The organism is Exiguobacterium sp. KRL4 (assembly GCF_001870785.1).
Taxonomy (GTDB): Bacteria; Bacillota; Bacilli; order Exiguobacteriales; family Exiguobacteriaceae; genus Exiguobacterium_A.
This window is the reverse complement of the sequence record NZ_MOLV01000009.1, coordinates 74,719-101,187: the sequence shown is the minus strand read 5'-3', so window position 1 is coordinate 101,187 and position 26,469 is coordinate 74,719. Positions and strand designations below refer to the sequence as shown.

27 protein-coding genes and 1 other annotated feature are annotated in these 26,469 nt (G+C 46.7%); of the genes, 9 read left to right on the top strand and 18 right to left on the bottom strand.

Annotated elements, in window-relative coordinates:
* Positions 1–19 precede the first annotated feature (19 nt).
* From ytpR to BLD48_RS07765, 3 genes are read right to left on the bottom strand one after another with little or no spacing between them, the layout of a single operon-like run.
* Positions 20–628 carry a YtpR family tRNA-binding protein gene (gene ytpR / locus BLD48_RS07775; protein ID WP_071499698.1) on the bottom strand — a complete coding sequence of 203 codons (609 nt, stop codon included), beginning with the start codon at positions 626–628 and terminating at the stop codon, positions 20–22.
* A gap of 53 nt (positions 629–681) precedes the next feature.
* Positions 682–1,479, bottom strand: coding sequence for a DUF1444 domain-containing protein (locus tag BLD48_RS07770; protein WP_071499697.1), 798 nt, complete (start codon positions 1,477–1,479; stop codon positions 682–684).
* Between the two features lie 54 nt (positions 1,480–1,533).
* A complete protein-coding gene (locus BLD48_RS07765) occupies positions 1,534–1,842 on the bottom strand; it encodes a thioredoxin family protein (RefSeq protein ID WP_071499696.1) in 309 nt (102 codons plus the stop codon).
* A 105-nt stretch (positions 1,843–1,947) separates the two neighbouring features.
* On the opposite strand from BLD48_RS07765, the gene BLD48_RS07760 reads away from it, so the two are divergent.
* The gene (locus BLD48_RS07760) at positions 1,948–2,259 is read left to right on the top strand and encodes a hypothetical protein (protein WP_236629965.1); all 312 of its coding nucleotides are present in this window, start codon (positions 1,948–1,950) and stop codon (positions 2,257–2,259) included.
* 116 nt (positions 2,260–2,375) lie between these two features.
* Here the strand turns inward: BLD48_RS07760 and BLD48_RS07755 are convergent, their stop codons facing one another.
* Both BLD48_RS07755 and BLD48_RS07750 read right to left on the bottom strand, forming a co-directional pair.
* Positions 2,376–3,389, bottom strand: coding sequence for a PTS sugar transporter subunit IIC (locus tag BLD48_RS07755; RefSeq protein WP_071499694.1), 1,014 nt, complete (start codon positions 3,387–3,389; stop codon positions 2,376–2,378).
* Between the two features lie 148 nt (positions 3,390–3,537).
* Positions 3,538–4,608 (bottom strand): M42 family metallopeptidase, encoded by a 1,071-nt coding sequence (locus BLD48_RS07750; RefSeq protein WP_071499693.1) that lies wholly within the window; start codon positions 4,606–4,608, stop codon positions 3,538–3,540.
* A 120-nt stretch (positions 4,609–4,728) separates the two neighbouring features.
* Here BLD48_RS07750 and BLD48_RS07745 point away from each other — a divergent pair, with 120 nt between their 5' ends.
* Both BLD48_RS07745 and BLD48_RS07740 read left to right on the top strand, forming a co-directional pair.
* Positions 4,729–5,031 carry a PepSY domain-containing protein gene (locus BLD48_RS07745; RefSeq protein WP_012371126.1) on the top strand — a complete coding sequence of 101 codons (303 nt, stop codon included), beginning with the start codon at positions 4,729–4,731 and terminating at the stop codon, positions 5,029–5,031.
* Between the two features lie 59 nt (positions 5,032–5,090).
* Positions 5,091–5,447 (top strand): DUF1304 domain-containing protein, encoded by a 357-nt coding sequence (locus BLD48_RS07740; protein ID WP_071499692.1) that lies wholly within the window; start codon positions 5,091–5,093, stop codon positions 5,445–5,447.
* A gap of 62 nt (positions 5,448–5,509) precedes the next feature.
* On the opposite strand, the gene BLD48_RS07735 is transcribed toward BLD48_RS07740, so the two are convergent.
* Positions 5,510–6,025 (bottom strand): hypothetical protein, encoded by a 516-nt coding sequence (locus BLD48_RS07735; RefSeq protein WP_071499691.1) that lies wholly within the window; start codon positions 6,023–6,025, stop codon positions 5,510–5,512.
* A 115-nt stretch (positions 6,026–6,140) separates the two neighbouring features.
* The gene (gene trmB / locus BLD48_RS07730; RefSeq protein WP_071499690.1) at positions 6,141–6,782 is read right to left on the bottom strand and encodes a tRNA (guanosine(46)-N7)-methyltransferase TrmB; all 642 of its coding nucleotides are present in this window, start codon (positions 6,780–6,782) and stop codon (positions 6,141–6,143) included.
* Between the two features lie 180 nt (positions 6,783–6,962).
* Between trmB and cydS the strand changes: the two genes are divergently transcribed.
* From cydS to budA, 3 genes are all read left to right on the top strand, one after another.
* Positions 6,963–7,064 carry a cytochrome bd oxidase small subunit CydS family protein gene (cydS, locus tag BLD48_RS16680; RefSeq protein WP_371818609.1) on the top strand — a complete coding sequence of 34 codons (102 nt, stop codon included), beginning with the start codon at positions 6,963–6,965 and terminating at the stop codon, positions 7,062–7,064.
* Positions 7,065–7,226: 162 nt separating this feature from the next.
* Entirely contained in the window at positions 7,227–8,921 is a 1,695-nt protein-coding gene (gene alsS, locus BLD48_RS07725; protein ID WP_071499689.1) for an acetolactate synthase AlsS, read from the top strand.
* Positions 8,922–8,936: 15 nt separating this feature from the next.
* Positions 8,937–9,650: an acetolactate decarboxylase gene (budA, locus tag BLD48_RS07720; protein WP_071499688.1), complete on the top strand. Its 714-nt coding sequence runs from the start codon at positions 8,937–8,939 to the stop codon at positions 9,648–9,650.
* Between the two features lie 67 nt (positions 9,651–9,717).
* Here budA and BLD48_RS07715 read toward each other — a convergent pair whose 3' ends face one another.
* The 6 genes from BLD48_RS07715 to pepV all read right to left on the bottom strand — a co-directional run bounded on the left by BLD48_RS07715 (position 9,718) and on the right by pepV (position 16,822).
* Positions 9,718–10,521 (bottom strand): phosphotransferase family protein, encoded by an 804-nt coding sequence (locus BLD48_RS07715; protein ID WP_014971047.1) that lies wholly within the window; start codon positions 10,519–10,521, stop codon positions 9,718–9,720.
* A 51-nt stretch (positions 10,522–10,572) separates the two neighbouring features.
* Positions 10,573–12,732, bottom strand: a complete 2,160-nt coding sequence (gene pulA, locus BLD48_RS07710) for a type I pullulanase (RefSeq protein WP_071499687.1) — start codon at positions 12,730–12,732, stop codon at positions 10,573–10,575.
* A 39-nt stretch (positions 12,733–12,771) separates the two neighbouring features.
* A complete protein-coding gene (locus tag BLD48_RS07705) occupies positions 12,772–13,638 on the bottom strand; it encodes a hypothetical protein (protein ID WP_071499686.1) in 867 nt (288 codons plus the stop codon).
* A gap of 13 nt (positions 13,639–13,651) precedes the next feature.
* Positions 13,652–14,164 carry an RNA 2',3'-cyclic phosphodiesterase gene (thpR, locus tag BLD48_RS07700; RefSeq protein ID WP_071499685.1) on the bottom strand — a complete coding sequence of 171 codons (513 nt, stop codon included), beginning with the start codon at positions 14,162–14,164 and terminating at the stop codon, positions 13,652–13,654.
* A 5-nt stretch (positions 14,165–14,169) separates the two neighbouring features.
* On the bottom strand, positions 14,170–15,315 hold the full coding sequence (locus tag BLD48_RS07695) for an MFS transporter (RefSeq protein ID WP_071499684.1): 1,146 nt from the start codon (positions 15,313–15,315) through the stop codon (positions 14,170–14,172).
* A gap of 109 nt (positions 15,316–15,424) precedes the next feature.
* A complete protein-coding gene (gene pepV / locus BLD48_RS07690) occupies positions 15,425–16,822 on the bottom strand; it encodes a dipeptidase PepV (RefSeq protein WP_071499683.1) in 1,398 nt (465 codons plus the stop codon).
* A gap of 307 nt (positions 16,823–17,129) precedes the next feature.
* Between pepV and BLD48_RS07685 the strand changes: the two genes are divergently transcribed.
* Positions 17,130–17,348, top strand: a complete 219-nt coding sequence (locus BLD48_RS07685; protein WP_012371138.1) for a DeoR family transcriptional regulator — start codon at positions 17,130–17,132, stop codon at positions 17,346–17,348.
* Positions 17,349–17,457: 109 nt separating this feature from the next.
* Positions 17,458–18,090 carry an SDR family oxidoreductase gene (locus tag BLD48_RS07680; protein WP_071499682.1) on the top strand — a complete coding sequence of 211 codons (633 nt, stop codon included), beginning with the start codon at positions 17,458–17,460 and terminating at the stop codon, positions 18,088–18,090.
* Positions 18,091–18,130: 40 nt separating this feature from the next.
* Here the strand turns inward: BLD48_RS07680 and BLD48_RS07675 are convergent, their stop codons facing one another.
* Together BLD48_RS07675 and BLD48_RS07670 are read right to left on the bottom strand one after the other, a co-directional pair.
* Positions 18,131–18,850, bottom strand: a complete 720-nt coding sequence (locus BLD48_RS07675) for a pseudouridine synthase (RefSeq protein WP_071499681.1) — start codon at positions 18,848–18,850, stop codon at positions 18,131–18,133.
* Complete coding sequence (locus BLD48_RS07670; RefSeq protein ID WP_071499680.1) at positions 18,837–20,501, bottom strand: putative polysaccharide biosynthesis protein; 1,665 nt, start codon at positions 20,499–20,501, stop codon at positions 18,837–18,839. Before BLD48_RS07670 ends, BLD48_RS07675 begins: the two co-directional genes overlap by 14 nt.
* Before the next feature lie 184 nt (positions 20,502–20,685).
* Between BLD48_RS07670 and BLD48_RS07665 the strand changes: the two genes are divergently transcribed.
* Positions 20,686–21,945, top strand: a complete 1,260-nt coding sequence (locus tag BLD48_RS07665) for a BaiN/RdsA family NAD(P)/FAD-dependent oxidoreductase (RefSeq protein ID WP_071499679.1) — start codon at positions 20,686–20,688, stop codon at positions 21,943–21,945.
* Positions 21,946–21,980: 35 nt separating this feature from the next.
* On the opposite strand, the gene BLD48_RS07660 is transcribed toward BLD48_RS07665, so the two are convergent.
* The 3 genes from BLD48_RS07660 to BLD48_RS07650 form a co-directional block, all read right to left on the bottom strand.
* Positions 21,981–22,961, bottom strand: coding sequence for a hypothetical protein (locus tag BLD48_RS07660; RefSeq protein WP_071499678.1), 981 nt, complete (start codon positions 22,959–22,961; stop codon positions 21,981–21,983).
* A gap of 130 nt (positions 22,962–23,091) precedes the next feature.
* Positions 23,092–25,497 carry a leucine--tRNA ligase gene (gene leuS, locus BLD48_RS07655; protein WP_071499677.1) on the bottom strand — a complete coding sequence of 802 codons (2,406 nt, stop codon included), beginning with the start codon at positions 25,495–25,497 and terminating at the stop codon, positions 23,092–23,094.
* A gap of 52 nt (positions 25,498–25,549) precedes the next feature.
* Positions 25,550–25,771: a binding site (T-box leader), on the bottom strand.
* Positions 25,772–25,810: 39 nt separating this feature from the next.
* Positions 25,811–26,455 carry an HAD family hydrolase gene (locus BLD48_RS07650; protein WP_071499676.1) on the bottom strand — a complete coding sequence of 215 codons (645 nt, stop codon included), beginning with the start codon at positions 26,453–26,455 and terminating at the stop codon, positions 25,811–25,813.
* Between the last annotated feature and the right edge of the window lie 14 nt (positions 26,456–26,469).

Sequence of the window (26,469 nt, the reverse complement as noted above, 5' to 3'; positions counted from 1 at the left end):
TGTTAAAAAATCGGCCGAATTATCGACCGATTAAAAATGCCTCTCCTGTTTGTGCTGATTCATCCAACACAAGAATCCCTTTAACTTGTGGTGCATCTGCCAGACCGAGTTCACGTGCCGAACAGAGCATGCCGCTTGAGGCTACTCCGCGCAGTGCGGACGGACGAATGATCAAACCAGAAGGCATGACTGCGCCCGGCTTCGCCACGACCACTTTTTGTCCGGCTTCGACATTCGGTGCCCCACAAACGATTTGCAACGTATTTCCGTCCACATCAACTTGACAGACCGATAATTTATCAGCGTCCGGATGTTTTTCAGCAGAAGCAACGAATCCAACGACGAACTTCGGTGAATAGTCGATGTCATCCGCAACGAATGTAATGCCTTCTTCTGCTAAGATCCCTTGGATCGTTTGAACGAGTTCCGGTGTCAGATCAACCGGCCCAACACTGCTCAGGTCAAACTTTTCCGATGCCTCAAAAATATTGTAACCAATGACGTCTGTGCCATGGAAAATCGTCGCGACACGTCCTTTTCGTTCAGCTGTGATTTCAGCACGCGGAGCGTCTGCTAAGATGACCATTAAAACGTCACCGACACCTTCTTTATTATAAAAAACATTCATTCAATCCATTACTCCCTTCAAACTTTCTCACAATGCCTATTGTAGCAGATTATTTAACTTTTCGGATGCTTGTTTTTTGCAAGGACAAAGACCGGTTCGAGATTTCCGTCGTCGTAGACGAACGGGAGTGCTGTGACCGGCACACGTCCATTGGTAAAGAAATCAAACATCAACTGTTGCAACACATCATAGCCGGCATCATTTCGAATATCAGCGAAAATCAAGACATCTTGGTGGGGAATTCCGACTGCAAATTCACCTGTCACACGCTCGGCATAATCGCTTAACAACTGCTTGTTCAAGACCCGGCTCGCCTCGTAACCATCACCCGTGCTCAAGAAATAAAATACGTTTCCCGCCACTTCGTCCGTCTTAAAAGGCGCTTCGAGTGTCTTCAAGTTAAAACGGGCTGCTTCAGACAAATGTTCTGCCGTCCATCCGGCCTGCGCTAACAATTCTTCATCAATCAGACGATACGTGGCACCCAGATCAAGGGCATACATGATTTTTGTTTCCCCTGTGTGCGGTGTACTGATGATTTTCTTTCCGTCTTTTGTCTCATCGGCAAATGATTTCGCACGGATGACCGGGAAAACCTGCTGTTCGTGTCCAATTAATGAGATCGGTTCCGTTTGCTCCAAGACCGCTTTGATGTATTCAATCGTTTCTTCGACCGCAATCACACCACGTCGTTTCGCTTTTGCGACCAATGGGTTCAGACCTAAATCAACACCTGTCCGGTCCTGCTTCCGTTCGATGCGCAACACCGATTTTTCACGATCAAAATACGTGGTATAGCGTGATGTTTCAAATGCTTCCGTCACCATCCGACGAATTTGTTGTAGTTCCATGGCTCTTTTTCATCCTTTCCTATTAAAAAAAGCGAGACAGCGCTCGCTTTGATGTCAGACTGTTTCTAAAAATGACGTGACTTGCTCCGGTGTTTTTCGTTCTTTCCCGACATAACGACCTGTTTCTGCATTATCGCGGTAAGCCACGAAACTCGGAATACCGAAGATGTCCATTTCCTGGGCAATTTCAATGTGCTCGTCACGATCGACGTAATAAAAATCAAATTCATTGAACGTGCTTTCCATCTCCGGCATGAACGGATCTAAAAACCGGCAATCGGGACACCAATTGGCGGAGAATAAAAAGACTGCATTTCCTTGTTTCGCTTCATCAAATTGTTGTTTGGATTCTAACTTCTTCATCCCTACCGACTCCTTTAGTACAAGCTGTTTTCATTGGCTTCATCATAGCATATTCGAATGTTTCTGTGCGTTTTCGCGCTCTGTTTGCTATACTGCAACTAGAAAATGTCTCGAAAGGAAATCATTATGACTGATCAACCCATCAAACACCCCTTTGAACGATTCGTCGGTTTTGTTGGTATGACGAGTTGCCTCCGATACGGGTATTCGTTTATTGATTCCGAACGGAGCTTACCGCAGATTCTGGTGTTACTGGTCGTCGGTTTTGCGCTCATCATGTTGCTTGAAGCCGTCGGTAAACGTCTTGCCCGAAAATTGCCAATCGTTCGGATGCGTTACTTGCTTCCTCTTTATGTACTCTACTTGTATGTCTTCTTCACGAGCTTTTACTCCAGTTCGTTTGGTTTTTCACTTTAGAACACTCCAATCATATTTTGTACAAAATGGAGACGGTCTTAACGAAATCGTTCTATCCAGCAAAAAGAAGCAGCGGACTTGTCCACTGCTTCTTTTTCGTTTATTCGCATTTCTTTTTAGTATTCGATCTTTAAGTCTCCATCTTTAATCCGCCCCATGCGGTGAAGTGCTCGGTAAATCAAATAACTGATCAGAGCCGGTGCCAAGAAACATAAGACGAAAACGGCTAAATAATATTCCGCCTCGAACCCCATCGTTTTCAGCATCATCAACGGACCGACGAGCCCACTCGTTCCCATGCCAGATCCTTCCGGGTTACTTTCAAGCGTCAACAAAACCGTTGCAAAAGGAGCGAGCAGCGCTCCCGCAAGTGTCGGCGGAACAATCGTCCAGGGATTCCGGATGATATTCCCGACCTGTAACATCGATGTTCCAACCCCTTGTGCGATGAATCCGCCAATCCCATTATCACGGTAACTGATGACACCAAAACCAATCATCTGAGCGGCACATCCAATCGTCGCCGCTCCTGCCGCCAGCCCGTCAAGTCCTAACATGATACCAAGTGCAGCACTTGAGATCGGGGCCGTCAACGCCAGACCCATGACGGTCGCCACAAAAATCCCCATGATCATCGGTTCCCGTTCCGTCCCCCAACGAATGACCTCTCCTAAATCCGTCATCAACGTTCCGATCCAAGCCCCAACGTACTTTCCACTCACAAAACCAATCAACAATGTCACGAACGGTGTCAAAATGATATCGAGCCGCGTCGTTTTTGAAATCAATTTACCGATTTCAGTGGCGATGACTGCCGCTACATAACTGCCGGCCGGACCTCCAGCTTCATAACCAAATGCACCAACGGCAACCGCCGAAAACAGGACGAGTGGTGGCGCTTCTAACGCAAACGCCACCGCTACGCCGATCGCCGGTCCTGTCAACGCAATGGCTTGTTCTCCGACAGTGACTAAAAACGATGCATCGACTCCATTTGTCATCAGCCCTTCACCGATCGTCTTTAAAATTAATCCCATGATTAATGAACTGAAGAGTCCTAACGCCATATAGCTCAAAACCGTGATGAAGTATATTTTCGGGCTGAGTAAGATATTTTTCTGTTTTAACAAAATGCCACTTCCTTCTGCTTAAAATCAAATTCATTATAACAAACACTCCAGAAAAAGAGCATACAATTGTTCATCACCTGACAAGACAATTTGAAATCAATAAAAAAAAAACCGAAGAGGAACTTGAAAATCCCTCTTCAGTCTAATCTCACTTCACTTGTAAAGTAGCTAGTGTCGTTGCATCAAGTTGTGTCACGAGTTTTTTGAGTAACTCTTTTGCCGCATCGTAATCATCCGTATGCATGATCGACGCATGCGTGTGGATGTAGCGTGCCGGCAGACCTACGACGGTCGTTGGAATCCCGTTGTTCGAGCGGTGGATGACTCCGCCGTCTGTTCCGCCTGCCCCAACATAGTATTGATACGGAATGTTGTTTGATTCCGCTGTATCTAAGACGTACTCCGTCATCTCTTTTGATAAGATCATGACACTGTCCTTAATCCGCAACAACGGACCTTGTCCCAGCTGTCCGAATTCCGTTTTATCACCTGAAGCATCATTTGCCGGCGACGCGTCGACGACGAATGCGACGTCAGGATCAATCAGGTTCGTTGCCGTTTGGGCGCCGCGTAATCCAACTTCTTCTTGGACCGTCGCGCCTGAGAATAAGACATTCGGATGGTCCGATGCTGTCGTTTCCTCTAATAACTCGATTGCCATTCCCACGCCATAACGGTTGTCCCATGCTTTGGCCATGATTTTTTTCGGGTTCGCCATCGGAGTGAACGGGAAAAACGGAACCACCGGAATACCCGGACGAATTCCAAACGACTCAGCTTCTTCTTTTGAATCTGCTCCGACATCGATGAACATATCTTTGATTGCCATCGGTTTATTCCGGACTTCATCCGTCAACAGATGGGGCGGAGTTGATGCGATGACTCCGGGAATGATTCCCTTATCCCCGCAAATCGAGAACCGTTGTGCAAGCAAGACTTGACTCCACCATCCACCAAGCGGTTGAATGCGGAGCATCCCGTTTTTGGTGATTTGTGTCACCATGAAGGCTACTTCATCCATGTGTCCTGCGACCATGACTCTTGGGCCATCTGCTTGCCCTGTCCGTTTTCCAAAAATCGATCCGAGACCATCCGTAATGATTTCATCGGTCACCGGTGCAATCCGTTCTTTGACGAACTGTCTGACATCATGTTCAAATCCGGGTGCACCATTCAATTCCGTTAACGTTCGAAATAACTCTCTTGTTTTTTCATTCATATGTATCGCCTCCTGTTCATTCATTATACAAAATTTTGCTTCAATCACTTAACCTTTTGTTTCTCACTGGGCGAATTATTTGGTACAGTAGGAATAGAACCTGTAAGGAGGGGAATTTTAATGAAAAAACGCTATTGGATTATCGGTCTTGCAGCAGCTGTCGTTGCCGCTTTCGCAGTCAAGAAGGCTGTCGACAACAAACAATTATCTGCCGAGGAAGCGCTCGAAATCACGAAACGCACATTTTCAGCAAAAGGACGTGTCCAAGGTGCATGGATCTCTGCAACACCAGAGGCTTATGCATATGAGTCACGTGACTACCAAAGCTACAAAGGTGGCATCTCGGTCCTTGAAGGTGACGATGAAAAAACGTATCAATTCACAGTTGATGCGGAAACAGGTGCTTTACTCGAATATGCATAATATGTAGACCATGCTTCGATCGACGAAGTATGGTCTTTTTTTGAGGAGGAGAGTTCCTTATGGGTATGCTCGCCACGATTTTTGTGCTCATCGTCGCGTTAGAACACTTTTATATTCTGGCGCTCGAGATGTTTTTCTTATCGTCTCGTCCTGCGCTGCGTACATTTAATTTGACGAAAGAAACCGCCGCAGATCCCCGCATCAAGACGCTGTTCGCCAATCAAGGGTTGTACAACGGTTTCCTTGCCGCCGGTTTGATTTTCGGATTGATTCTCGGTTCGTCCGTTGTTCAACTTTTTTTCCTCGCTTGCGTCATCATTGCCGCTCTTTACGGAGCCGCGACGGCCAGTCTTTCGATTCTCTGGAAACAAGGTTTACCTGCAATTATCGCTTTTTTACTCGTTTTGTTCGTTTGAATGAAAAAACACCCGATGTGAGCCATATGGTTCACATCGGGTGTTTTGGTATTCCGTCTTGATCAACGCGGATTGTCATTACGTTCGTAGATCGGGTTCATATATTCTGTAGTAGAATACAGGCGCGGTACGACGACATATAACATGATGGCTGGTACAGCAATCAATAACAACATCAGTAACATCGGTAACCAGTAGACAACTTTTTGTTGCAAGTTATCCGAGTTGCTATCGATGTATTCTTTGACGCCATCTACTTTAGCCGCATCTGCACTTGTAAGTAATTTGCCGCTATCTGCGTTATAGAAATGAATTTCACGTTTCATTGTAATGAAGATTCCATCACGAACCGTCTCAATGACAGCAATTCCACCAATAATCTGTTCACCTTTTTCACCAGTGAACATTTTTGGATCTTCAATCTCAACAGATCCTTTTTTATAATCGTAATGCGTACTCTTCAAATCCTCGTCAAGTGCTTTTTGCATAGATGACGTATCAATCGCAGCGAATACCGATTGACCGATACTTAATGCGAGAAAGAGTGCTGTTACGAAGGCTAAGCTTTTTTGCCACATCCCCAAATTCCCCCTTTACCTGTAAATACAGTTCTTCAGTCAACAACATTGTACCAATTAATAAGAAAAAAGTGTGAAAGAAATGCTAGGAAAATAAGAAAACTTTTTGTCCAAATTAATTATCGTACGTCGCTTCCATCCGATAAATCGGTTGACCTAGTGCTGAGAATCGTTCTTCGTATTCTGTTCTGACGTTATTTTCCGGCTCATTGGCGTGTAAATCAAGCGACATCCAATCAAATGTCATCCCGTAAGCCGACATCGTCATCAGACTCGATTCAAATAATTTCCGGTTATCCGTCTTAAAGTGAATCTGCCCGTTCTTTGGTAAAATCTCTTCGTATGTCGAAAGGAATGTTTTGTATGTCAAGCGTCGCTTCGCATGACGTGACTTTGGCCAAGGATCAGAGAAGTTCAAATAAACACGGGCAACTTCTCCTTTTTCAAAGAAGTCACGTAAGTCTTTTGCATCGACAGTCAAGACACGGACATTTTCAAGTGGTTCTTCAACCATCTTCTGAACGATTGCAACAGCAACGCTCTCAAATAACTCGATTGCGATGAAGTTGACCTCCGGATACTGTTTTGCCATCCCTGTGATGAAGGCCCCTTTGCCCGAACCGACTTCGATGAAAATCGGATTTGTATTCTTAAATTCGCTTGACCAGTTTCCTTTTAAAGTTGACGGGTCTGCTATATAGATGGAGGATTGCTCTTTCATATAATCCAGTGCCCATGGCTTGTGGCGTAAACGCATACTGCTCATCCTTTCGATTCTTAAATTATCCGCAGATAAGTTTATCATGATTCGGGTAAATATATAAGATGTTCTTCCTACTCTCAAAAAAGAATGTTCAGCAGATCGTCACTTGAGAATTAGTGAGCAATCTACTACACTGACAGTACAAAGGTTTTTCATTAAAAGGAGGTTTTATTGATGGATGACTTCTTAATCTCATGGGCTTCCCCGATCGTCCTCGTCATGGGTGTAACTGCCCTTTTCGTTTGGGCGACGTTTGGTAAAGTCAACGCTGAATAATCGTCAAGTCAAGGCATCTTGTGTTCATCACAAGGTGTCTTTTTTAGTTTCTGAACGATTGACCTTGGATTATCACTAAAACAGTTGTATAATTTCTTTGAAACAGTTTTTTAATTACAGCTATCGAACAACCAAAACTATTGGTAAAGAAGGAGAATTGTAATGACAGAAAAACAAAACAGAGAAAAAGAAAATATGATACAGAAGAAAACAGGCGCCGATTTAGTCGTCGACACCTTGATTGAACAAGGGGTCGACTATATTTTCGGAATCCCGGGCGCGAAGATCGACTCCGTGTTCAACGTTCTTCAGGATCGTGGTCCGGAACTGATTGTCGCACGCCACGAACAAAATGCCGCTTTCATGGCTCAAGCCATTGGTCGTTTAACGGATAAACCGGGTGTCGTCCTTGTCACATCAGGCCCCGGCGCTTCGAATCTCGCGACTGGTCTCGTCACGGCCAACTCGGAAGGTGACCCGGTTGTCGCGATCGCCGGTGCCGTGCCGCGTGCCGATCGTCTGAAACGGACTCACCAATCGATGGACAATCAGGCCCTCTTCACACCAATCACGAACTTCAGCGCCGAAGTTCAAGATGCCGATAATATTCCAGAAGTCTTGTCGAATGCGTTTCGGACTGCTGAAACGACGTCCGGTGCCGCTTTTGTCAGCATCCCGCAAGATGTTGGTCTAAGTGAATCGAACGTCACCTCCTTTAAAGCAGTCCCGACACCCAAACTCGGGATCGCTCCAGAAGAGTGGGTCAACGAGACAGCAACGTTAATCGAGCAAGCTCAGTTACCGGTGTTATTACTTGGTATGCGCTCGAGTCAACCACATGTCGTCCAAGCGATTCGCGCACTCTTACAACGGGTATCGATTCCTGTCGTCCAGACGTTTCAGGCAGCCGGTACACTTTCGCGAGAACTCGAATCGAACTTCTATGGCCGCGTCGGTCTATTCCGCAACCAACCAGGGGATTCCTTGTTGGCAGAAGCCGATCTCGTCTTAGCGATCGGATATGACCCGATCGGCTATGATCCGAAGTTCTGGAATCAACCTTCCCACGACCGGACTTTGATTCACCTCGATCAGATGCGCGCTGAAATTGATCACTTCTATCGCCCGGACCGGGAACTTGTCGGTGATGTCGCCGCAACGATCAACGCCTTATCTGACCGTTTGAATCCACTGACCCTCCCGACGAGTTCGACGGAGTTCTTGCGTGGTCTTCAACAACGGCTAGAGGAACGAGATATTCCACCAATCGTCAAAGACTCTCTTTTGACACACCCACTCTATTTCATGAAAACATTACGGGAACAAATCGCTGACGATGTGACCGTTACCGTCGATGTCGGGTCTCACTATATCTGGATGGCTCGCCATTTCCGTTCGTACGAGCCACGTCACCTTTTATTCAGCAACGGCATGCAGACACTTGGCGTCGCCTTACCTTGGGCAATTGCTGCGACGCTCGTTCGCCCTGGTAAAAAAGCCGTCTCGATTTCTGGTGATGGCGGGTTCCTTTTCTCCGCGATGGAGCTCGAAACTGCCGTCCGACTGAATGCACCACTCGTTCATTTCGTTTGGCGTGATAGTGGTTTTGATATGGTTGCTTTCCAACAAGAAATGAAATACAACCGGAAATCGGGCACGTCGTTCGGTGAAGTCGATCTTGTGAAATACGCCGAAAGTTTTGGTGCCAAAGGACTCCGCGTCAACCATCCATCGGAACTCGTCTCCGTCATGGAAGAAGCATGGAAGACGGAAGGTCCCGTCATCGTCGACGTTCCGATTGACTACAGTGATAACATCACGCTTGGTAAAGAAGTACACTTGGATCAACTTAACTGATAGGAGCTGGAAACGATGCAACACGATGATACGTTACTTCAAATTTCAACGATGATGGCGTTACTCGATGGTGTGTTTGAAAGCGAAACGAGTTATGCCTCCATTCTCGCAGGACACGATTTCGGTATCGGAACGTTCGATCATCTAGATGGTGAAATGATTGGGTTTGACGGAGCGTTTTACCAGCTCCGTTCTGATGGCAGCGCCCGACCACTCGACCCAGAAACGACAACGCCGTTCTGTTCCCTCACCCGATTCACTCCAGAACACTCGTTCCAAATGGATCAGGTGATGACGAAACAAGCGTTTGAACAGTGGTTGAGTGAGCAACTCCATACCGTCAACAGTTTTTATGCGGTGCGGATCGACGGAACATTTTCTGAAGTCAAAACACGGACGGTCGCCCGACAAGAAAAACCGTTTCGGCCGATCACAGAAGCCGTCGCGACACAAAGTGCCCGGACGTTCGAACAGATCGAAGGAACGTTAGCGGGTTACTTCACACCACGGTTCGGTCACGGTATCGCCGTCGCTGGGTATCACCTTCATTTCATCGACAAGGAGCGCAGCGGTGGTGGTCACGTCTTCGACTATACGGTCCAACATGTGACCGTGACATTTGAAGAAAAACCCCGTCTGGATTTACGTCTTCCGACGACAGTCGATTACCGGACAGCTGATCTCGAAAGCCACGATATCGAACAAGAAATCAAAATCGCAGAAGGCTAAAAAAAACGTGTGGACACTTATTTCTGTGTCCACACGTTTTTTGTCGTCATTCGGCATAGATCCCGCCTTATTCCCCCTGCTCAGTCTCAAGCAGTTGTTCTAGAAAAAGGTAACTATCTGTCGCATCGGGATGAGCCGTATCTTCATACCAATAAATCGACAAAACAGCTTGTGCGACGACATACCAATACATCCGTTGTTTGAGTTCAGCCGTCAATGGATGACCGTAGCTCGCAAACCACTCCGGCCAGAATTCTTCATCCACATAACTGTACAGCATCATCCCTAGATCATAGGCACGATCCGCAATGATGGCATCATCCCAGTCATTGAGATACAGATGACCGTCTGTCCCGACTAACCAATTATTGTGATTCAGATCGGAGTGACAGACAACTTGCTCATCCGTTCTGACATACGGTAAACGCTCGGATAAATAGTCAATCGCCTGTTCAATCAGTTCAGGTTGCTTAAGTTCGGTTGGTTGAAAATACAAACGGCATTGTCGTAACAGCTCATCTGGCTCAATCGGACGTTGGTCCAGCTGTTGCAACATGAATAACAATTCTTTCGAATCGTGGATTTTCCCAAGCAGGCGCGCCACTTCCGGTCGTTCCATCATTTCCGGTTCTAATTCTTGACCTTCGATGAACTGTTGCGCACTAATGACATCCCCGCTATAAATCCGTTTTGTCCAAAGCAGTTTTGGTACGATCCCATCCGCAGATAAAATCGCCAGGAATGGCGATGAATTTCGTTTTAAAAAGAGTTTCGACTGACCGGTCGAAGCAATGTACGCTTCTCCCGTAATTCCACCTGCTGGCGTAAGGGTCCAGCCTTCGCCAAGCGCATCTAAAATATCTAATTCCATTATAATCCGCTCAACTTTTTAGTAGATTTGCCTTCAGGCACAATGCTTATCTTAACATGTTGCAATCGTTGTTGACAACGGAAGGACCATGATCCGGGCAACACCCTTCTCAATCGGCGTAACGGATGCGCGCTCTCCCTGTACATGGACGTTCCACCGGTTATGATCAAGCGCGATCTCAACAGATTCCATCGTCACATTGTGGACGACCAATGTCCGTTGCCAGGCATCATACGAATGGACGGCTTCGACTTCATAGGCGATGACTCCCGCGCGCATCGGTAAGAAATGAAAGAGTTCTTGAATCTGATTGGCTCGATGCAGCCGAAAACCACCGTGCATCCGACGAATTTGTAAGATGTTCTTGAGATAGTCAACCATCCGAGCATGCCGATCCCGTAACGTCCAATCGATTCGGTTGATGGCATCGGGTGCGTTGTAACTATTTTCGACTCCGCCTTTAGTCCGTCCGAATTCTTGTCCGGCATGAAGAAACGGTATGCCCGCTGATAAAAAGACAATCGTTTGGGCAAGTCGACTCATCTGCAGTCGTATCCTTTCATCCAAATCCGGTCGAGCCAGCACCAACTTATCGTATAACGTATGGTTATCATGCGCCTCGACATAATTGATGGAATACGTCGGCTCCGGAAAACGCCCCGCTGTTTGACCCGCTAGCGTGATACTGCCTGCCATTCCGTTTCGAACCTCGCCTTCAGGCCAACCGTTTCCTGAAACAAAACCACGGTCGGTCTCACTGAACGTCGATCCTTTTAATGCATCTCGGAAGACATCATTAAAATGACCGACCTTAGGCATTTGTGACGCGAAGGAACTGGTTGCTTTTTGACGGTGCGGAAGTGGCGTCGCTAAATCCCAACCTTCCCCATACACTAAAATCGTCGGATCAATTGCATCTAACGCAGCCCGAACAGCATTCATCGTTTCGATATCATGAATCCCCATCAAATCAAATCGAAAAGCATCAATCCGAAAGACATCAGCAAAATACGTCAGACAGTCGACGATCATCCGCCTCATCATGAAACGTTCGGATGCCGTATCATTGCCGACACCGGTCCCATTGGCAAGTGTACCGTCTAATTCATACCGGAAATAGTAACCCGGCACCAGATGTTCGAGTGCCGAGTGCTCTCGGATGTAGACATGGTTCATGACGACATCAAACGTCACACGAATTCCCGCTGCATGTAGTCGTTCCACCATCTCGGCGTACTCCAAAATCCGGACTTTCGGATCGGTCGGGTCACTGGCATAACTCCCAGCAAGTGAAAACCACTGAACAGGATCATATCCCCAATTATACGGACTGCGACTCACTTCTTCTGTCGTCGTAAAAAAATGAACGGGAAGCAACTGAAGATGCGTGACACCAAGCTCAAGTAAATAGTCGATGCCCGTCGTCCGCCCCTCCGGCGAAACTGTTCCTGACTCCACGACGCCCAAGTATTGCCCAGGGTATGCAGAACCGGAAGACGGATCGACCGTGAAATCACGTACATGCGCCTCATAAAGAATGGCATCCGTTGGTTTGATTAAGATGGGACGTTTCTCGCGGTGTGGAAAATGTTGATCGATTTCATGTTCAATATCAAGCAACACACCAAAACGGCCGTTGGTGCTAACTGCTTTTGCATACGGATCAACGATTTCATGTGTTCCGAGATACGTCGTCACCCGGTACCGGTATAAGCTATGCTCCCATTGCCGCGGAACAATCAGGTGATGAGCACCCCGTTCCTGCCGAACAAGTTCTTTTGTTTCAATTTCCTGTTCTTCTTGATCATAACGCACACACTCGATCCGCTCCGCGATTGGTGACCACACATAAAAAGCAATCTTCTCCTCCTGAAACACAAGGCCTAACGGTCCTTCGTAACTGTATTTACGGTCAAACAACATCGTCCGTACGATTTGACTCGGTAAAACACGAAGTCGCTCCTGGTCGGGTAATACGATTTCATAACACCGTTCCAACTCAATTGCTCGATCGAGCAGAAGTGTCAATTTGAATGTACCGTCACTCTCTTCTTGACTACTGATCCGGTGGTCGATCACCCGTCCATCGGATACAAGCAAAAAGTCATCCTGTCCGAACGGCGTCATCGTTTCCATCAAAATGGTTTGAAACGTCATGAATTCGACTGAAATCAGCCTGGCTTGTTGTGTTCCCGATTCACTGTTCCTCATCTCTTCACGCGACAATCGAATGTCTTGTCGCTTCCCTCCCTATTTACGAATCCGTTCATTTTCCTGACTGTTCAGTGCCATCTGAAATGTAACCGAAACCGTTTCCTTGAGGATTTGCTCACACACCCGCATCTGGGACGCTTTTGTATGTGGAGCAGACGCATTCATTTTCCGTAACCATTCACTAAAATCAATTTTACTGACATAGGTCGTCGTCGTCTCTTTTGGAATATGATCAAAATATCCTTGTGACGCGATGACGACGCGTTCAATTGGCAACATGAATTCCGAACCTAATATCATCCGTAAGACATCTTCCGTCCGTTTCAGACTAATCAACGGGTTGACGATATTTTTAGGCGACGCCTTAAACGGTTGCTCCCGCCAAAGTTTATCGCGTTTAATATGATAGATACTCTCTTCTCCGTCAAGCCAATCGAGCAGATAAATCCTAGACGGTCCGATGATAAACGGACTGAGTTCGACTTCGCCTTGTTGATACTGAATGACGGCCCGATAAAACATGCCGAATTGATCATTCAATAAATGAAGCATCTGATAAAAGTCGAGATGCCGTCTTAACGGTAGGCGCCAGATGTCTTCTTCTGTCGCTCCACCGGCTACATAAACTAATTTCTGCACTTCGACTCGTTTTTTATACCATTTATCAAAAGCCACCTTCGAAATCTGCTTACCGGGTACTTGAACGACCTCCGCTTTCTTAAAGGGTTGCCACCATTTTTTAGGACGTACAATCGTTTCACCCGGAAACAACTCTCCCGCCTCCCATTTTTTTAAAACATTTGCATGATCCACAAGTTGTTGGTCTTTAAATCGTTTCGAGACTTCTAACGGATTTCGTTCATATCGACTTTCTAAATCATACAGTTTCATCAGCAATGCCATCATATCACCTCATTTATTTCTTCCCGAATTGAAACCGTGTATCGACCTGATAGCGTGGTCGACTGGTAGGACAAATTTTATATAAAATGATTTCGTTTACGTCCACATAACTAGCCGGTATTCCTTCAGGAGGAAGAAGGGTTACTTCCTGCCTCCACTTTTTCGCTAGAGTAACGTGTGGAAGGAACGGTTGATGTGGGGTCGGATCTATTTTTTGCGCCAGTTGAAGCAATTGATTGTTTAATGATGGTCCGACCGCAAACACACGCGGACGTTCAGCCAAACCAAACCGTTCGAGATGATCCAAATGGAGTGTCAATCCCTGCATCGTCTCAACGATGTCCAACAAACGAGTTCGCCAATCCGCTAACTCCGTTTCTGTCAAAGCGCCTAAGAAACGAAGGGTCAGGTGATACTCGCCCGGCTCATAAACCGTCTTATAATACTGCTCCAATTGTAAGGTTGTCGCAAATTGTATCAGTTGCTCGTCTGCTATCGGAAGGGCGATGAAATAATGTGCGTCCATGCGAGTCACTCCTTGATTTTCCCACTGATGAGATAGAGACATGCCCCCAAGAGGCTACTACCTGTATATACCCAAAATACCGTATAGATGGTTCCTTGATCAAAAACGAAACCACTCATTAAATTAAATAACGCCGTCGCTAAACCGGTTGTCGTCGCCATGTACGTGCTAACCGCCGTCGCTACTGTCGATGCAGGTACCAGCGAACGGACATAGTCAAGTGCGACCGGAATCAACAGACCGATGATCAGTCCTTGTAATGCCGCAAGTATCCATAACGTCCAAACCGGTGGTTCAAGAGCCAACAGCCCTGTTCGCACTGCTGATAATAACGAGACGAAAACAAGGATCGGAATCGGACCAAACCGTAACATTACACGGGTTGCCACACGCATAAATGGAATTTCACATAGAACAGCGACAAAAAATAAAGTTCCGACGAGTGCCGTCGATTCTCCACGAATCGTCACGTAACTTCCGAAATAATAGTTATTAGCAAAAATCGGTCCGAACACTAAACTTCCGCCTGCCAAAAACAACAAAAAGCGTTTGTTGGAAAATAACGTCGCCAACGGAACATGTTCACGCTCCACCGATATGGCAGGAGTTTCTTCGATGCCGATCAGGACAAGGAACCCAAGCACAAGTGCTGCTCCACTTGCATAAAAAATCGCACCGAGTGACCCTTGTTCCGTCACTTGACCTAAAATAAACACAGCAAGCGCAAAACCGGCAGACCCAAATAATCGTAATGCCCCATAGTCAACCGACTTTCGTTTTGAAAATTCAATTGCTAACGTGTCGACAAGTGGAATATGTGCACACTGGAACAATGCCCAGAGAGAAGCAATCAATAATAACAAAAGATAAACGGAGGTCAGCAAATAGCTGACCGTCAGGAGACCTGCTGCAAGTAACGCGACGAGCAACAACCGTTTCGGTCGTCCAAAACGGTCTGCCGCCATCCCCCAAACCGGTTGCAAGACAATCGACAATACAGGTCCCACTGCAACAATCGTCCCAATTTCGGATGCCGATAACCGGAAGGCATCATTTGAAAAATAAAGCGTCAAATACGGAATAAGTGCACCTTGCCCAAAAAAAATGAAAAAATAGAGTGCTTGAAAATGATATTTTTGACGATGGATCACAACTGACGCTCCTTTTAAGAATCAATCCCCCTATCACGATGGATTCGGGGGATCATTTCATTATGAAATTGACGATTGAACAAGCATGTATACGGTCTCGAAACAATGATTATTTCGCTAATTCGTAAATTGCTTCTGCGTAAATCGCTACTGCCAACAACAACTCTTCAAAATCAACATACTCATCCACTTGGTGCGCCACTTCCGGCCCACCTGGGAAAACCGGTCCAAATGCGACACCTGCCGTCAGAGAACGGGCGTATGTTCCACCACCGATCGCAATCAAATCTGCTTTTTGATTCGTCTGTCGTTCATAGACCGCGCTGAGTGTCCGAATCAACTCATGTTCCGGATCGACATGGTGCGGTGGCATATGGGTGCGTGTCTGCAACTCAAAACCGTAAGCACTCGCCGCTTCTTTGATCAGTTGCAACCGTTCCGTGAAGTCTGCACTGTATGGATAACGAATGTTGATCGAAGCAGTCCCTTGTTCCCCTTCGTAGCGGAAAACACCCCCGTTGATCGTCAAGTCGCCTGTTTCATCCGATGCTGCGACGCCAAGCGCCACCCCTCTTGAATCACGGAACATATGCACCGTCATCTCGATGTAACGGCGACCATTGTAATCCAAATGGAGGGTATTTAAGAAACGAGCCAAGTGGAGGGCGGCATTTTTACCATTGTCCGGTTCCATGGCGTGTGCTGCGACACCAATCACTTCAAAGACAAGTCCTTCTGCCGTTTCTTTGACCGTGCCCGTCAGCCCTTGTTCTTCCAGATGCTGATGGAACTTTTCTTCGATCGTCCCGCGTTCTGCCACATGAACTGTCGCTGTCGCATGCCCCGGAACCATGTTCGGACGTTCTCCCCCTTCAAAACGGACGAGATGATACCCCGCATCGTCCGTTTTGACCGGTTTCCCTTGTGTCAGTAAACCATCGTATAATCCTTTTTCCGCATTGATGATTGGAAAGTCCGCGTCAGGAGCAAATCCAAGCGTCGGCATTTCTTCATGTTTGAAGTAATGGTTCACACAACGCCATTCACTTTCTTCATCCCCACCTGCAATCAAACGAATCCGTTTCGAAAGTGGCAACCCTAACTCCTTGACGATTTTTAACGCGTAATACGCCGCCATCGTCGGTCCTTTGTCATCGATTGCTCCCCGGGCGTACAACTTCCCATCCGCTAAAGTTGGGTTAAAGGGTCCATATGTCCAGTTGTCGCCTCCAGCAGGCACCACGTCCAGGTGGCACAGGATGCCGAGTAATTCCTGTCCTTGACCATATTCAAGATGCCCGGCATAACCGTCGACATTTTTCGTGATGAATCCATCTCGTTCGCCTAATGCGAGCATCCAATCGAGTGCGCGTTTGACTTCTCTACCAAACGGAGCACCTTCTTCGATCGTCGTTTCATCGAGGATGCTTGGAATCCGTAACAACTCTTGTAAATCAGCTAAAAGATCCTCGCGTCGAGCCAAAACTTCTTCTTTCCAGTTGACCATTACACTTCTCTCCCTTATCCGCTAATTCGTTCACCTCTAAGTATAGCGAAAATTTGACAATTACGAACATCCAAAATACGAAATCTTTTGTTATTAGCCTTTAAACGAACATTAATAGACTCCAAAAGACTATTCATTCGTTAATGAGTATGTATTGATTGTGTTTTTTTTGAAAACGTTCGGTTAAATTACTTGCATTCTATACTAAAAGAGTTATACTAAAGGCGAAACAACTTAATTAGTCATCGTCTTTTGTCACCCGAAGCTTTAGAACACTATTCTATCCATTGGGGGAGTGGTTATACCAATGAAAGACTCTACAGACCGTATGTTGACCCGTATTAAATCGATTTATCTCTATATCAATGAGAACGGAGCTACTACGACAGCAGACTTGGTTGAAGAGTTCGGGATTACCTCAAGAACCGTTCAACGTGACTTGAATGTACTCGAATACAACAACCTCATTGTAAGCCCAAGACGTGGTACTTGGACATCAAGTAAAAAACAACGACAAGCCGGTTGATTAAGATGTTTCATCAGACTATTTTCTGTTACGACGCGAATTCTTCGCGTCTTTTTTTGTTATTTTTTTTTCAAGCAGGGTATATCTAGTTTGAGAAGGAGATGATGTCATGAATATCTTAATCATTGGAGCAAACGGAACAACAGGTCGAAAAATGGTCGAATTGATCGGCAAACATGGTCAACACCAAGCCATCGCCGTCGTCCGGGAAGAAAATCAGATCAATGATCTGATTGCACTTGGCGCTTCTGAAGTACGCCTTGGTGACTTAACAAAAGAGGTCACGGATGTCGTCAAAGATGCCGACGTCGTCATTTTCGCTGCTGGTGCCGGTGGAGCTTCTGAAGAATTGACGCGCGCCGTCGATAAGGAGGGTGCCATTAAGGTCATCGATGCGGCAAAAGCAAATGGAATTAAACGCTTCTTGATGCTCAGTTCAGTCGGTGCCGATCACCCGCAAGGTGATTTAAAAGTGTATCTCGAGTCCAAAGGGGCTGCAGACCGTCATCTAAAAGACAGCGGTCTCGACTATACGATCGTACGTCCTGGTCCACTCAGCTACGATGCGCCGACGGGGACGATTGAAACAAAAGAACATTTTGATTCGTATGAAGGACGAGAAGTTCCACGTGATGATGTCGCCGCTCTGTTCGTCACGTTGATTGATCAGCCGACTCAGACACACCAATTCGAAGTATTAAGCGGTCCTTATCCGATTGCGGAAGCTCTTCGAAATCAATGATAACCAAAAGGACGCCCTTCTCACGAAGAGCGTCCTTTTTTCATTCCGGTTTCCAGTCAAACAAGGCTAATTCGCCTCGTGTCAATTCACGGTATTCGCCTGCTTCGAGCGTCGGATCGAGTGGCAATTGACCAATCGATAATCGTTTGAGATAGCTGACTTCCTTTCCAAGCGCAAGCATCATTCGTTTGACCTGATGGAACTTGCCTTCCGTAATCGTCAGCTCAAGCGTCGACGTCTCATCCGTCGCTTCTAAGATGACGAGTTTACCCGGTTTTGTTTTATATCCATCATCCAGCGTCACACCTTCTGCCACTTCCTCAACATCCTCTTCCGTCAACATCCCGATGACTTCTGCATAATAGACTTTTTCGACATGTTTTTTCGGTGACATCAACGCATGATTAAAGGAACCATCATTCGTTAACAACAATAATCCTTCCGTATCCTTGTCTAAACGACCGACCGGGAATGGCTTAAAGTACGTGACATCTTCAAGCAGCAAATCGATGACGGTTTGATCCCGTTTGTCTTCCGTCGCACTGATCACACCGGGTGGTTTGTTCATCATCAAGTAGACGAATTTTTGATAGGTAACCGGTTCGCCATACAAAAGTACCTGTTGTTTTTCCGTATCAACATGTTGTTTCGGATCGAATACGATTTCTCCATCGACTTGAATCGCACCAGATTTGAGTAATTGTTTCACTTCTTTGCGTGATCCTGCTCCCATGTTTGAGAGTAATTTATCTAGACGCATTTCCTCGTCCTCGTTTCATTGAAAATTTTCGTCCAAGCACTGCTTCAGCTAGTCCACTCCAGATCGAAAGACCGGCAAACACAACAATCCCGACGGCTGCTCCGACAAGTAAGATGACGAGCGATCCGACTGTCGTGTCCGGAAGCCACGTATCCAATCCCCATTTGACCAGGGCAACACTTGCTCCCATGATCGCACTGATGATCATGATTAAAGAGGTCCGCCGTAAAACCGTATTAAACGGGAACTGAACCGTTTGCGTAATCCGGAAGAACATCAATCCGGTTGCAACAAGATATCCGAGAATCGTCGCATAACCTGCCCCTGTTCCGTCTCCGACCCAATGAATCAAGGGTGCATTGAGCAGATACTTCGTCAATAAACCGGCAATCGTCGCAACGATCGTGAAATATTGCCGATTGATTCCTTGAAGGACAGCCGCCGTAACCGAATAAAGCGCGAGGAATAAGGCGCTTGGTGCGTAACTCAACAAGTAGACCCAAGCCGCTTGATCTTTCGGGAATAACACACGGAACGTTTCTTCGCTGAGTAAAATCATTCCGACGACAGCCGGAATCGTCACGAAAAAGGCCAGTTGATAAATTTGGGAAATCTGTTTCCGGACTTTTTGCATATCGCCTTGCGTAAAGGATGCCGTCAACAAAGGCGTCGCCGACAATGATAGACCCGTCGCGACCGACACGGGAATCAAGACGATTTTATGGCTATCTGCAATCAGATAGGCTGTCGCATTCCCCGCTGCTTCTAACGTATAGCCGATACTCTGCAAAGCCGCATTCATCGTATTTTGATCGATGACTTGATAGAGGGGCGTCGATAAACCGACCATAACAATCGGAATCGCATAGGTCAATAACTCTTTATAGAGACCGGATAGCGGTCGGTCGGGTGACACGACCGTCTGTCCCTCCCGTAATGCTTTCAGACCAGGCGCCCGTTTCCGGAAGTAATAGACGAGCACGACGACACTCCCGATTGCGCCGATAAAGGCACTGAATGTCGCAATCGTTGCTGCCCAAGCCGCATCTGAATCAAATAGATAAATCGCGATGCTGACTCCCGCTAGTAAAAAGATGATCCGGACGATTTGTTCCAAGATTTGCGAAATCGCCGTTGGACCCATCGATTGGTAGCCTTGAAAATAACCACGTGTCATACTCATTGCCGGAATCAGGATCAAGGCAAAGCTGACACCACGAATCGTCATCGTGACGGCATCGATGTACGATGCGGAATTGACATCTCCTCCGGGAATCGCACGATGTGCCAAATAAGGCGCCAGTAAAAATAAGGCTAAGAACGAAATCACACCGGTAATCGACATGATTTTCAGTCCCGAACGATACAACCGTTCACTCGTATCATATTCGCCCATCGCATTATATTTCGCGACAAACTTCGAAACCGCGACCGGAATTCCAGCCGTCGCGAGACCAATCATGATGGCATAATAATTGTAGGCATACGTATAAAACATGATACCCGTCGCTCCGACCATGAACTGGAACGGAAACAGATAAATCAAACCAAGGGCACGGGAAATGAGTGATGCGCCGGACAATAACATCGTTCCACGAACGAATCCGGTATTGGTGGATGAAGTCTCTTGCTTTTTGTTGACAGTGGACATGATAACCTTCCTCGCGCTTTCTATTTTTTCTTGAATCAACCGACGTCTCAATATACAAGTTCTCTCTTGCACAATTGCAAATCATTATACCCCTCAGTTTGCATAAAAGAAAGAGACGGTTTGTTTACATTACCAACTTCTGCTAAAGTGGAACAAGCAGAATCTAACTGAATGAGGTGACCACATGTATGATGTAATCGTAATCGGAGGCGGACCAAGCGGCTTAATGGCAACGCTCGCCTCGTTACAAGCAGGCGCAAAGACGCTTTTGCTTGATAAAGGAAGTAAGCTCGGACGTAAACTCGCCATCTCGGGTGGCGGTCGTTGTAACGTCACGAATCGAAAACCACTCGAAGAACTCGTGCAATCGATTCCGGGAAACGGCCGTTTTCTTTATAGTGCCTTTTCGCAGTTCAATAATGAATCGATCATCGAACTATTCGAAGGGTTTGGTGTGGCATTAAAAGAAGAAGACAATGGACGGATGTTCCCGGTTTCGGATAAAGCAGCCGATGTCGTCCGTGTCTTAATCGATCAGATCCGTCAACACGGGGCAGAGATTCAAATCAATGCCGAAGTCGCGACACTGGATTTCCATCCGGACGGTTCATTTGCTGCCGTTCTCTTGGCGGACGGGACACGTCTAGAAGCACACAGCTGCGTCGTCGCTGTCGGTGGACAATCGGTTCCCCATACGGGATCGACCGGTGACGGTTATCCGTGGGCACGTAAAGCCGGACATACGATCACGGATCTGTTTCCGACAGAAGTTCCCATCTTATTAAACGATTTGTTCATCCAAGAAAAAACGCTTCAAGGACTGTCGTTACGTGATGTCGCGTTGACGGTTCATGGTAAAAAAGATAAACCTATCAAAACACATACGGGTGATCTCTTGTTTACGCATTTCGGACTGAGTGGTCCAATCGCCTTACGGTGTAGCCAATATACGATCAAGGAAAGAAAACGGTCTGGTGAACGCATCGTCCATCTCTCAATCGACTTGTTCCCGGAAGAATCAACCGGCGCCCTGACGGAACGTTTTCAGGCAGCCCTTTCCGCTAATCCGAAGAAGACGGTCCGAAACGCCTTTAAAGGTTTTGTTCCGGAACGACTCCTTGAACTGTTGTTTGCCCGAATCGGCTTTGGTGACGAAGTCTGCACGCAAATCAAAAAACAGGACTTCACCGAATTTCTGACGACACTCAAGCGGTTCCCCTTACAAGCGACGGGTACACTCGACTTTGATAAAGCGTTTGTTACCGGAGGTGGTGTCTCAATCAAGGAGATTCATCCCAAAACGATGATGTCGAAAAAGGCAGATGGTCTGTTTTTTGCAGGCGAAATCCTAGATATTCACGGCTATACAGGTGGTTACAACATCACTGCCGCATTCGTGACCGGACATTGTGCCGGAACAAACGCGGCCATGACAGCGCAATGACAAAAAGGCTAGTTCCATCATCGGAGCTAGCCTTTTTAGTCGATTGGTGTGAAGGAACGGCTCGAAAATTTATCGGTTTCGACAAGCGCAAACAGTTCGTTATCTTGGACGAATATCCCTTCCGCACCATATACTTTCGGACTGGCCGATTCTCCCGTAATCGTCACATCCTTCGTATCAATGGAATAGAGATACAGGGCTTCCGAATCCAGCGTATAGATCCGACCTTGTCGTTCTGCCAGACCAATCGGTCGGAAGTTATCCGTAAAAGCTTTTTTCACATCACTTCGCATCCCATTGACCGTATCGATTCGCTTCCGTGCGACGATCGTCAAGTAAGGTGGTTTTTGTTTTTTCTTCAATGCACGTTTTTCTTTCGCCGTCGCATCTGGATCGATTTTGAGTTCGTCCTGTTTCGTCATAAAATACGTCAGCTCACTTCGTTCTAGAGAACGAATGTGATTGATGGTATAGAATTGTTTTTCTTTCATATCATAACCAAGACCATGAAAACTGTCTCGAATCGTCGTACCTGTTATTTTTTCACGTTTGTCTTCCTTCCAGACGCCGTCTTCCCGTTTGATCGTGACGAGTATCTGGTTTGATGTCAACAGGGCAACGGTTTCACCATCGACGAGTGTCATGCCGTCAAGACCTGATAACATCAATTTCCCTTCATCCTCAATCTGGAACGAAGCGTTGATCCGTTCCCCAGTTCCGCTGATCTCAAAGAAACGGTAATCTTCTGTCACAACGAGATACGAGCCGATCGAATCATCGTATAACATCTGCTGGACATTCTTGATCAACGGCTCTTCCGGATTCGGAATCGAGGATGGCGTTTTAGATGGGGCTTGTTTCACTGCTGCCTGATGTTTGGATTGAGTCTCAATTTTTGCAAAGGTCTCTTGAATTTGCGCCAACGTCTCTGGTTTAGAAAAGACGAGTGATACACAAAGAATCAGCCCGGAGACAACGGCAAAAATCGTTGTATAGACTATATAAGTTCGTTTCATTTACACAAATCGCCTTTCTGTCTCGGTTTCTGATTCAGTTTAGCAGAAGGTGACCTAAAAAAAAAGCGGACTTGCGACGGAGAACACAAAAACCTCCTCGTTCTGATGACACCAGACGAGGAGGTTTTCATTAATTCGCGACGATGTTAATCAATTTTTTCGGAACGACAATGACTTTCCGAACTGTTTTATCGCCAATCCACTCTTGTGTTTTTTCATCTGCAAATGCAAGAGCTTCAATTTCTTCTTTTGTAGCTTCTGTACTGATGACAAGTTTCGAACGGACTTTTCCGTTCACCTGAATGACAAATTCCATCGTGTCACTGACAAGTTTTGTTTCATCAAATGTCGGCCACGATGCATACGTCAACGTCTCTTCAAAACCAAGTTGTTCCCAAAGTTCTTCACCAAGGTGCGGTGCGACAGGTGTCAACAATTGGATGAATCCACGAAGGAAATGCCGGGGAAGGACAGGCTGTTTATTGGCTTCGTTGACGAAGACCATCAATTGTGAAATCCCTGTATTAAATTGAATATTCGTAAAGTCCTCTGTGACTTTTTTAACGGTCTGATGGTAAACCCGTTCGAAATCCGCATCGACGGATGTGACGTCCTGAATATCAGCCGTCCGTTCAAACAGACGCCAGACACGGTCAAGGAAACGACGTGCTCCATCAAGTCCATTTTCCGACCAGGAGACGGACGCATCGAGTGGTCCCATGAACATCTCATACAAACGAAGTGTATCCGCACCGTGTGATTTGACGATTTCATCCGGATTGATGACATTACCACGTGACTTCGACATCTTTTCGTTGTTTTCCCCAAGAATCATCCCTTGGTTGTATAGTTTTTGGAACGGTTCCTTTGTTGGCACGACGCCGATATCATACAAGACTTTATGCCAGAAGCGGGCATACAACAAGTGAAGGACAGCGTGTTCGGCACCGCCGATATAAATATCAACCGGGAGCCAGTATTTTAATTTTTCGGGATCCGCAAACATTTCTTCATTATGTGGATCGATGAAGCGGAGGTAATACCAGCAGCTTCCTCCCCATTGTGGCATCGTGTTCGTCTCGCGACGCCCTTTCTGTCCAGTGACGGGATCCGTGTAGTCCAGCCAGCCTTCTGCAAGCGCGAGCGGTGATTCGCCTGTTCCAGACGGTTTGATCTCAGGAATGATCGGTAACTCAAGCGGTAATTCGGATTTATCCAGTGTCTTCATCGTTCCGTCTTCCATATGGACGACCGGAATCGGTTCCCCCCAGTAACGTTGACGGCTAAATAACCAGTCCCGTAGACGGAATGTGATTTTCTTCCGCCCGACTTGATTCGTTTCAAGTTCTGCGATGATCGTCTCGATTGCTTCGTCTTTCGACAAACCGTCTAACATTTGTGAGTTGACGTGTTCTCCTTCACCTGTATAGGCAGCTTCTTCGACGTTACCACCTTTTACGACTTCAATGATCGGAAGGTCAAATTGTTTCGCAAACTCATGGTCACGTTCATCATGGGCCGGTACGGCCATGATGGCACCTGTGCCATACGTCGACAAAACATAATCCGCAATCCAGATCGGAAGGCGTTCTCCGGAAATCGGATTGACGGCAAAAGCACCTGTGAAAACGCCCGTTTTTTCTTTCGCAAGATCCGTCCGTTCTAAATCCGACTTTGTTTGGACGGAAGCAATATAGGTTTGAACGGCTTCCGCGTGGTCTGCCGTCGTGATGTCCGAGACAAACGGATGCTCCGGTGCAAGAACGAGGTATGTCGCACCGAACACGGTATCCGGACGTGTCGTAAAGACCGTCACTTGTTTTTTGTGACCATCAATCGTAAAGTCGATTTCAGCGCCCTCCGATTTCCCGATCCAGTTCCGTTGCATTTCCTTGACGGACTCCGGCCAGTCGAGTTCATCTAAATCTTCTAACAACCGATCGGCGTAATCTGTGATTTTTAAGACCCATTGACGCATCGGGACACGCACGACCGGATGATTCCCGCGTTCGGATAAACCGTCGATGACTTCTTCATTCGCAAGAACGGTCCCAAGCGCCGGACACCAGTTGACGGCCACTTCATCCACAAACGCCAATCCTTTTTCATACAGTTGTGTGAAAATCCACTGCGTCCACTTGTAGTATTTCGGATCCGTCGTATTGATTTCACGGTCCCAATCGTATGAGAAACCAAGATCTTTTAACTGACGTTTAAACGTCTCGATATTTTGGGCTGTGAATTCACGTGGATCATTCCCTGTATCGAGTGCATATTGTTCCGCCGGAAGTCCAAACGCATCCCATCCCATCGGATGAAGGACGTTGTATCCTTGCATTCGTTTCATCCGAGCAAGGATGTCCGTTGCTGTGTAACCTTCTGGGTGTCCGACATGCAGTCCAGCTCCCGATGGATACGGAAACATGTCTAACGCATAAAATCCTTCTTTTTCTGGATCTTCTGTTGTCACGAACGCATTATCCTGTTCCCAGCGCGCTTGCCATTTTGGTTCGATGTCACGATGATTGTACGGCATTTTTTTCATTCCCCCTCTGAATATACAAAAAAAACCGGTCTCCGCCCCTAGGAATAGGGACGAAAGACCGGTTTGTCTTCCGCGGTACCACCCACGTTGTCTACTACAGCAGACCACTTGATTCACAGATAACGGTGTGAAGGACCGGATGCACTACTTGTTTTCACGCATCATGCTCCCTGACGAGTTCACGGACGATTCCGACTGGTTTGCACCGACCACCAGCTCTCTAAAACGGAATGACTCCCTTACTACTTCAGTTCGTCGCAATGGACTATCTATGTGTTAGTGTAAGCTGAACCTTCCCTTATCGTCAACGGTTCCGTAAAATTTCTCCGATTGCCGCGTGCGATGAGACGACGTGGTCCGCGTGATGCAAGACTTGTGTCGGCATCCGTTCATCAAGTAAAGCAATGACTTCCATACCGGCTTGCTTTGCACCAATCATTCCGTTCGCCGCGTCTTCAATCACGATACAGGCGTCCGGTGCTTGACCGATCCGCTTTGCCGCCAATCGGAAAATCGCCGGATCCGGCTTCGACCGTGGGACTTCAAATCCACTCGTGTACGCATCGACTTTTAACTCATAATGCGTGATGACCCGTTTGATTTTTTCAAGCGAACTCGACGAAGCAATCGCGATTTTGTATCCTTCCGTCCGGGCAAGCTCCATCAACTCTTTGACACCGTCTTTTAAACCACAGTCTTCCGGCTTCGCATGTTGTTGAAATAATTCATGTTCGAGCGCAAGCAACGATTCGGTGTCGTGGGGGAGCTTATGTTGCGTAATCAGTTCTGTCCACATCTCATCACCTGTCTTCCCCATGAACGTCGCGTACTGGACACGATCAAGCGGAATCGATAACGTCTCAAACATCTGCTGATGTACTTTAAAATATTGGATCTCACTATCTAAGATGACACCATCCATATCAAAAATCAGACCGGTTTTTTTCATTGTTTTCCCTCCTG

Coding starts and splice junctions, on each gene's coding strand:
- cydS (WP_371818609.1), top strand. CDS start 6,963: ATGGATGACTTCTTAATCTCATGGGCTTCCCCGATCGTCCTCGTCATG.
- trmB (WP_071499690.1), bottom strand. CDS start 6,782: ATGCGTTTACGCCACAAGCCATGGGCACTGGATTATATGAAAGAGCAA.
- BLD48_RS07685 (WP_012371138.1), top strand. CDS start 17,130: ATGAAAGACTCTACAGACCGTATGTTGACCCGTATTAAATCGATTTAT.
- budA (WP_071499688.1), top strand. CDS start 8,937: ATGCAACACGATGATACGTTACTTCAAATTTCAACGATGATGGCGTTA.
- BLD48_RS07750 (WP_071499693.1), bottom strand. CDS start 4,608: ATGAATGAAAAAACAAGAGAGTTATTTCGAACGTTAACGGAATTGAAT.
- alsS (WP_071499689.1), top strand. CDS start 7,227: ATGACAGAAAAACAAAACAGAGAAAAAGAAAATATGATACAGAAGAAA.
- BLD48_RS07735 (WP_071499691.1), bottom strand. CDS start 6,025: ATGTGGCAAAAAAGCTTAGCCTTCGTAACAGCACTCTTTCTCGCATTA.
- BLD48_RS07670 (WP_071499680.1), bottom strand. CDS start 20,501: ATGTCCACTGTCAACAAAAAGCAAGAGACTTCATCCACCAATACCGGA.
- pulA (WP_071499687.1), bottom strand. CDS start 12,732: ATGAGGAACAGTGAATCGGGAACACAACAAGCCAGGCTGATTTCAGTC.
- pepV (WP_071499683.1), bottom strand. CDS start 16,822: ATGGTCAACTGGAAAGAAGAAGTTTTGGCTCGACGCGAGGATCTTTTA.
- BLD48_RS07650 (WP_071499676.1), bottom strand. CDS start 26,455: ATGAAAAAAACCGGTCTGATTTTTGATATGGATGGTGTCATCTTAGAT.
- BLD48_RS07675 (WP_071499681.1), bottom strand. CDS start 18,850: ATGCGTCTAGATAAATTACTCTCAAACATGGGAGCAGGATCACGCAAA.
- leuS (WP_071499677.1), bottom strand. CDS start 25,497: ATGCCGTACAATCATCGTGACATCGAACCAAAATGGCAAGCGCGCTGG.
- BLD48_RS07705 (WP_071499686.1), bottom strand. CDS start 13,638: ATGGCATTGCTGATGAAACTGTATGATTTAGAAAGTCGATATGAACGA.
- ytpR (WP_071499698.1), bottom strand. CDS start 628: ATGAATGTTTTTTATAATAAAGAAGGTGTCGGTGACGTTTTAATGGTC.
- BLD48_RS07760 (WP_236629965.1), top strand. CDS start 1,948: ATGTCTCGAAAGGAAATCATTATGACTGATCAACCCATCAAACACCCC.
- BLD48_RS07680 (WP_071499682.1), top strand. CDS start 17,458: ATGAATATCTTAATCATTGGAGCAAACGGAACAACAGGTCGAAAAATG.
- BLD48_RS07660 (WP_071499678.1), bottom strand. CDS start 22,961: ATGAAACGAACTTATATAGTCTATACAACGATTTTTGCCGTTGTCTCC.
- BLD48_RS07715 (WP_014971047.1), bottom strand. CDS start 10,521: ATGGAATTAGATATTTTAGATGCGCTTGGCGAAGGCTGGACCCTTACG.
- BLD48_RS07665 (WP_071499679.1), top strand. CDS start 20,686: ATGTATGATGTAATCGTAATCGGAGGCGGACCAAGCGGCTTAATGGCA.
- thpR (WP_071499685.1), bottom strand. CDS start 14,164: ATGGACGCACATTATTTCATCGCCCTTCCGATAGCAGACGAGCAACTG.
- BLD48_RS07745 (WP_012371126.1), top strand. CDS start 4,729: ATGAAAAAACGCTATTGGATTATCGGTCTTGCAGCAGCTGTCGTTGCC.
- BLD48_RS07770 (WP_071499697.1), bottom strand. CDS start 1,479: ATGGAACTACAACAAATTCGTCGGATGGTGACGGAAGCATTTGAAACA.
- BLD48_RS07765 (WP_071499696.1), bottom strand. CDS start 1,842: ATGAAGAAGTTAGAATCCAAACAACAATTTGATGAAGCGAAACAAGGA.
- BLD48_RS07740 (WP_071499692.1), top strand. CDS start 5,091: ATGGGTATGCTCGCCACGATTTTTGTGCTCATCGTCGCGTTAGAACAC.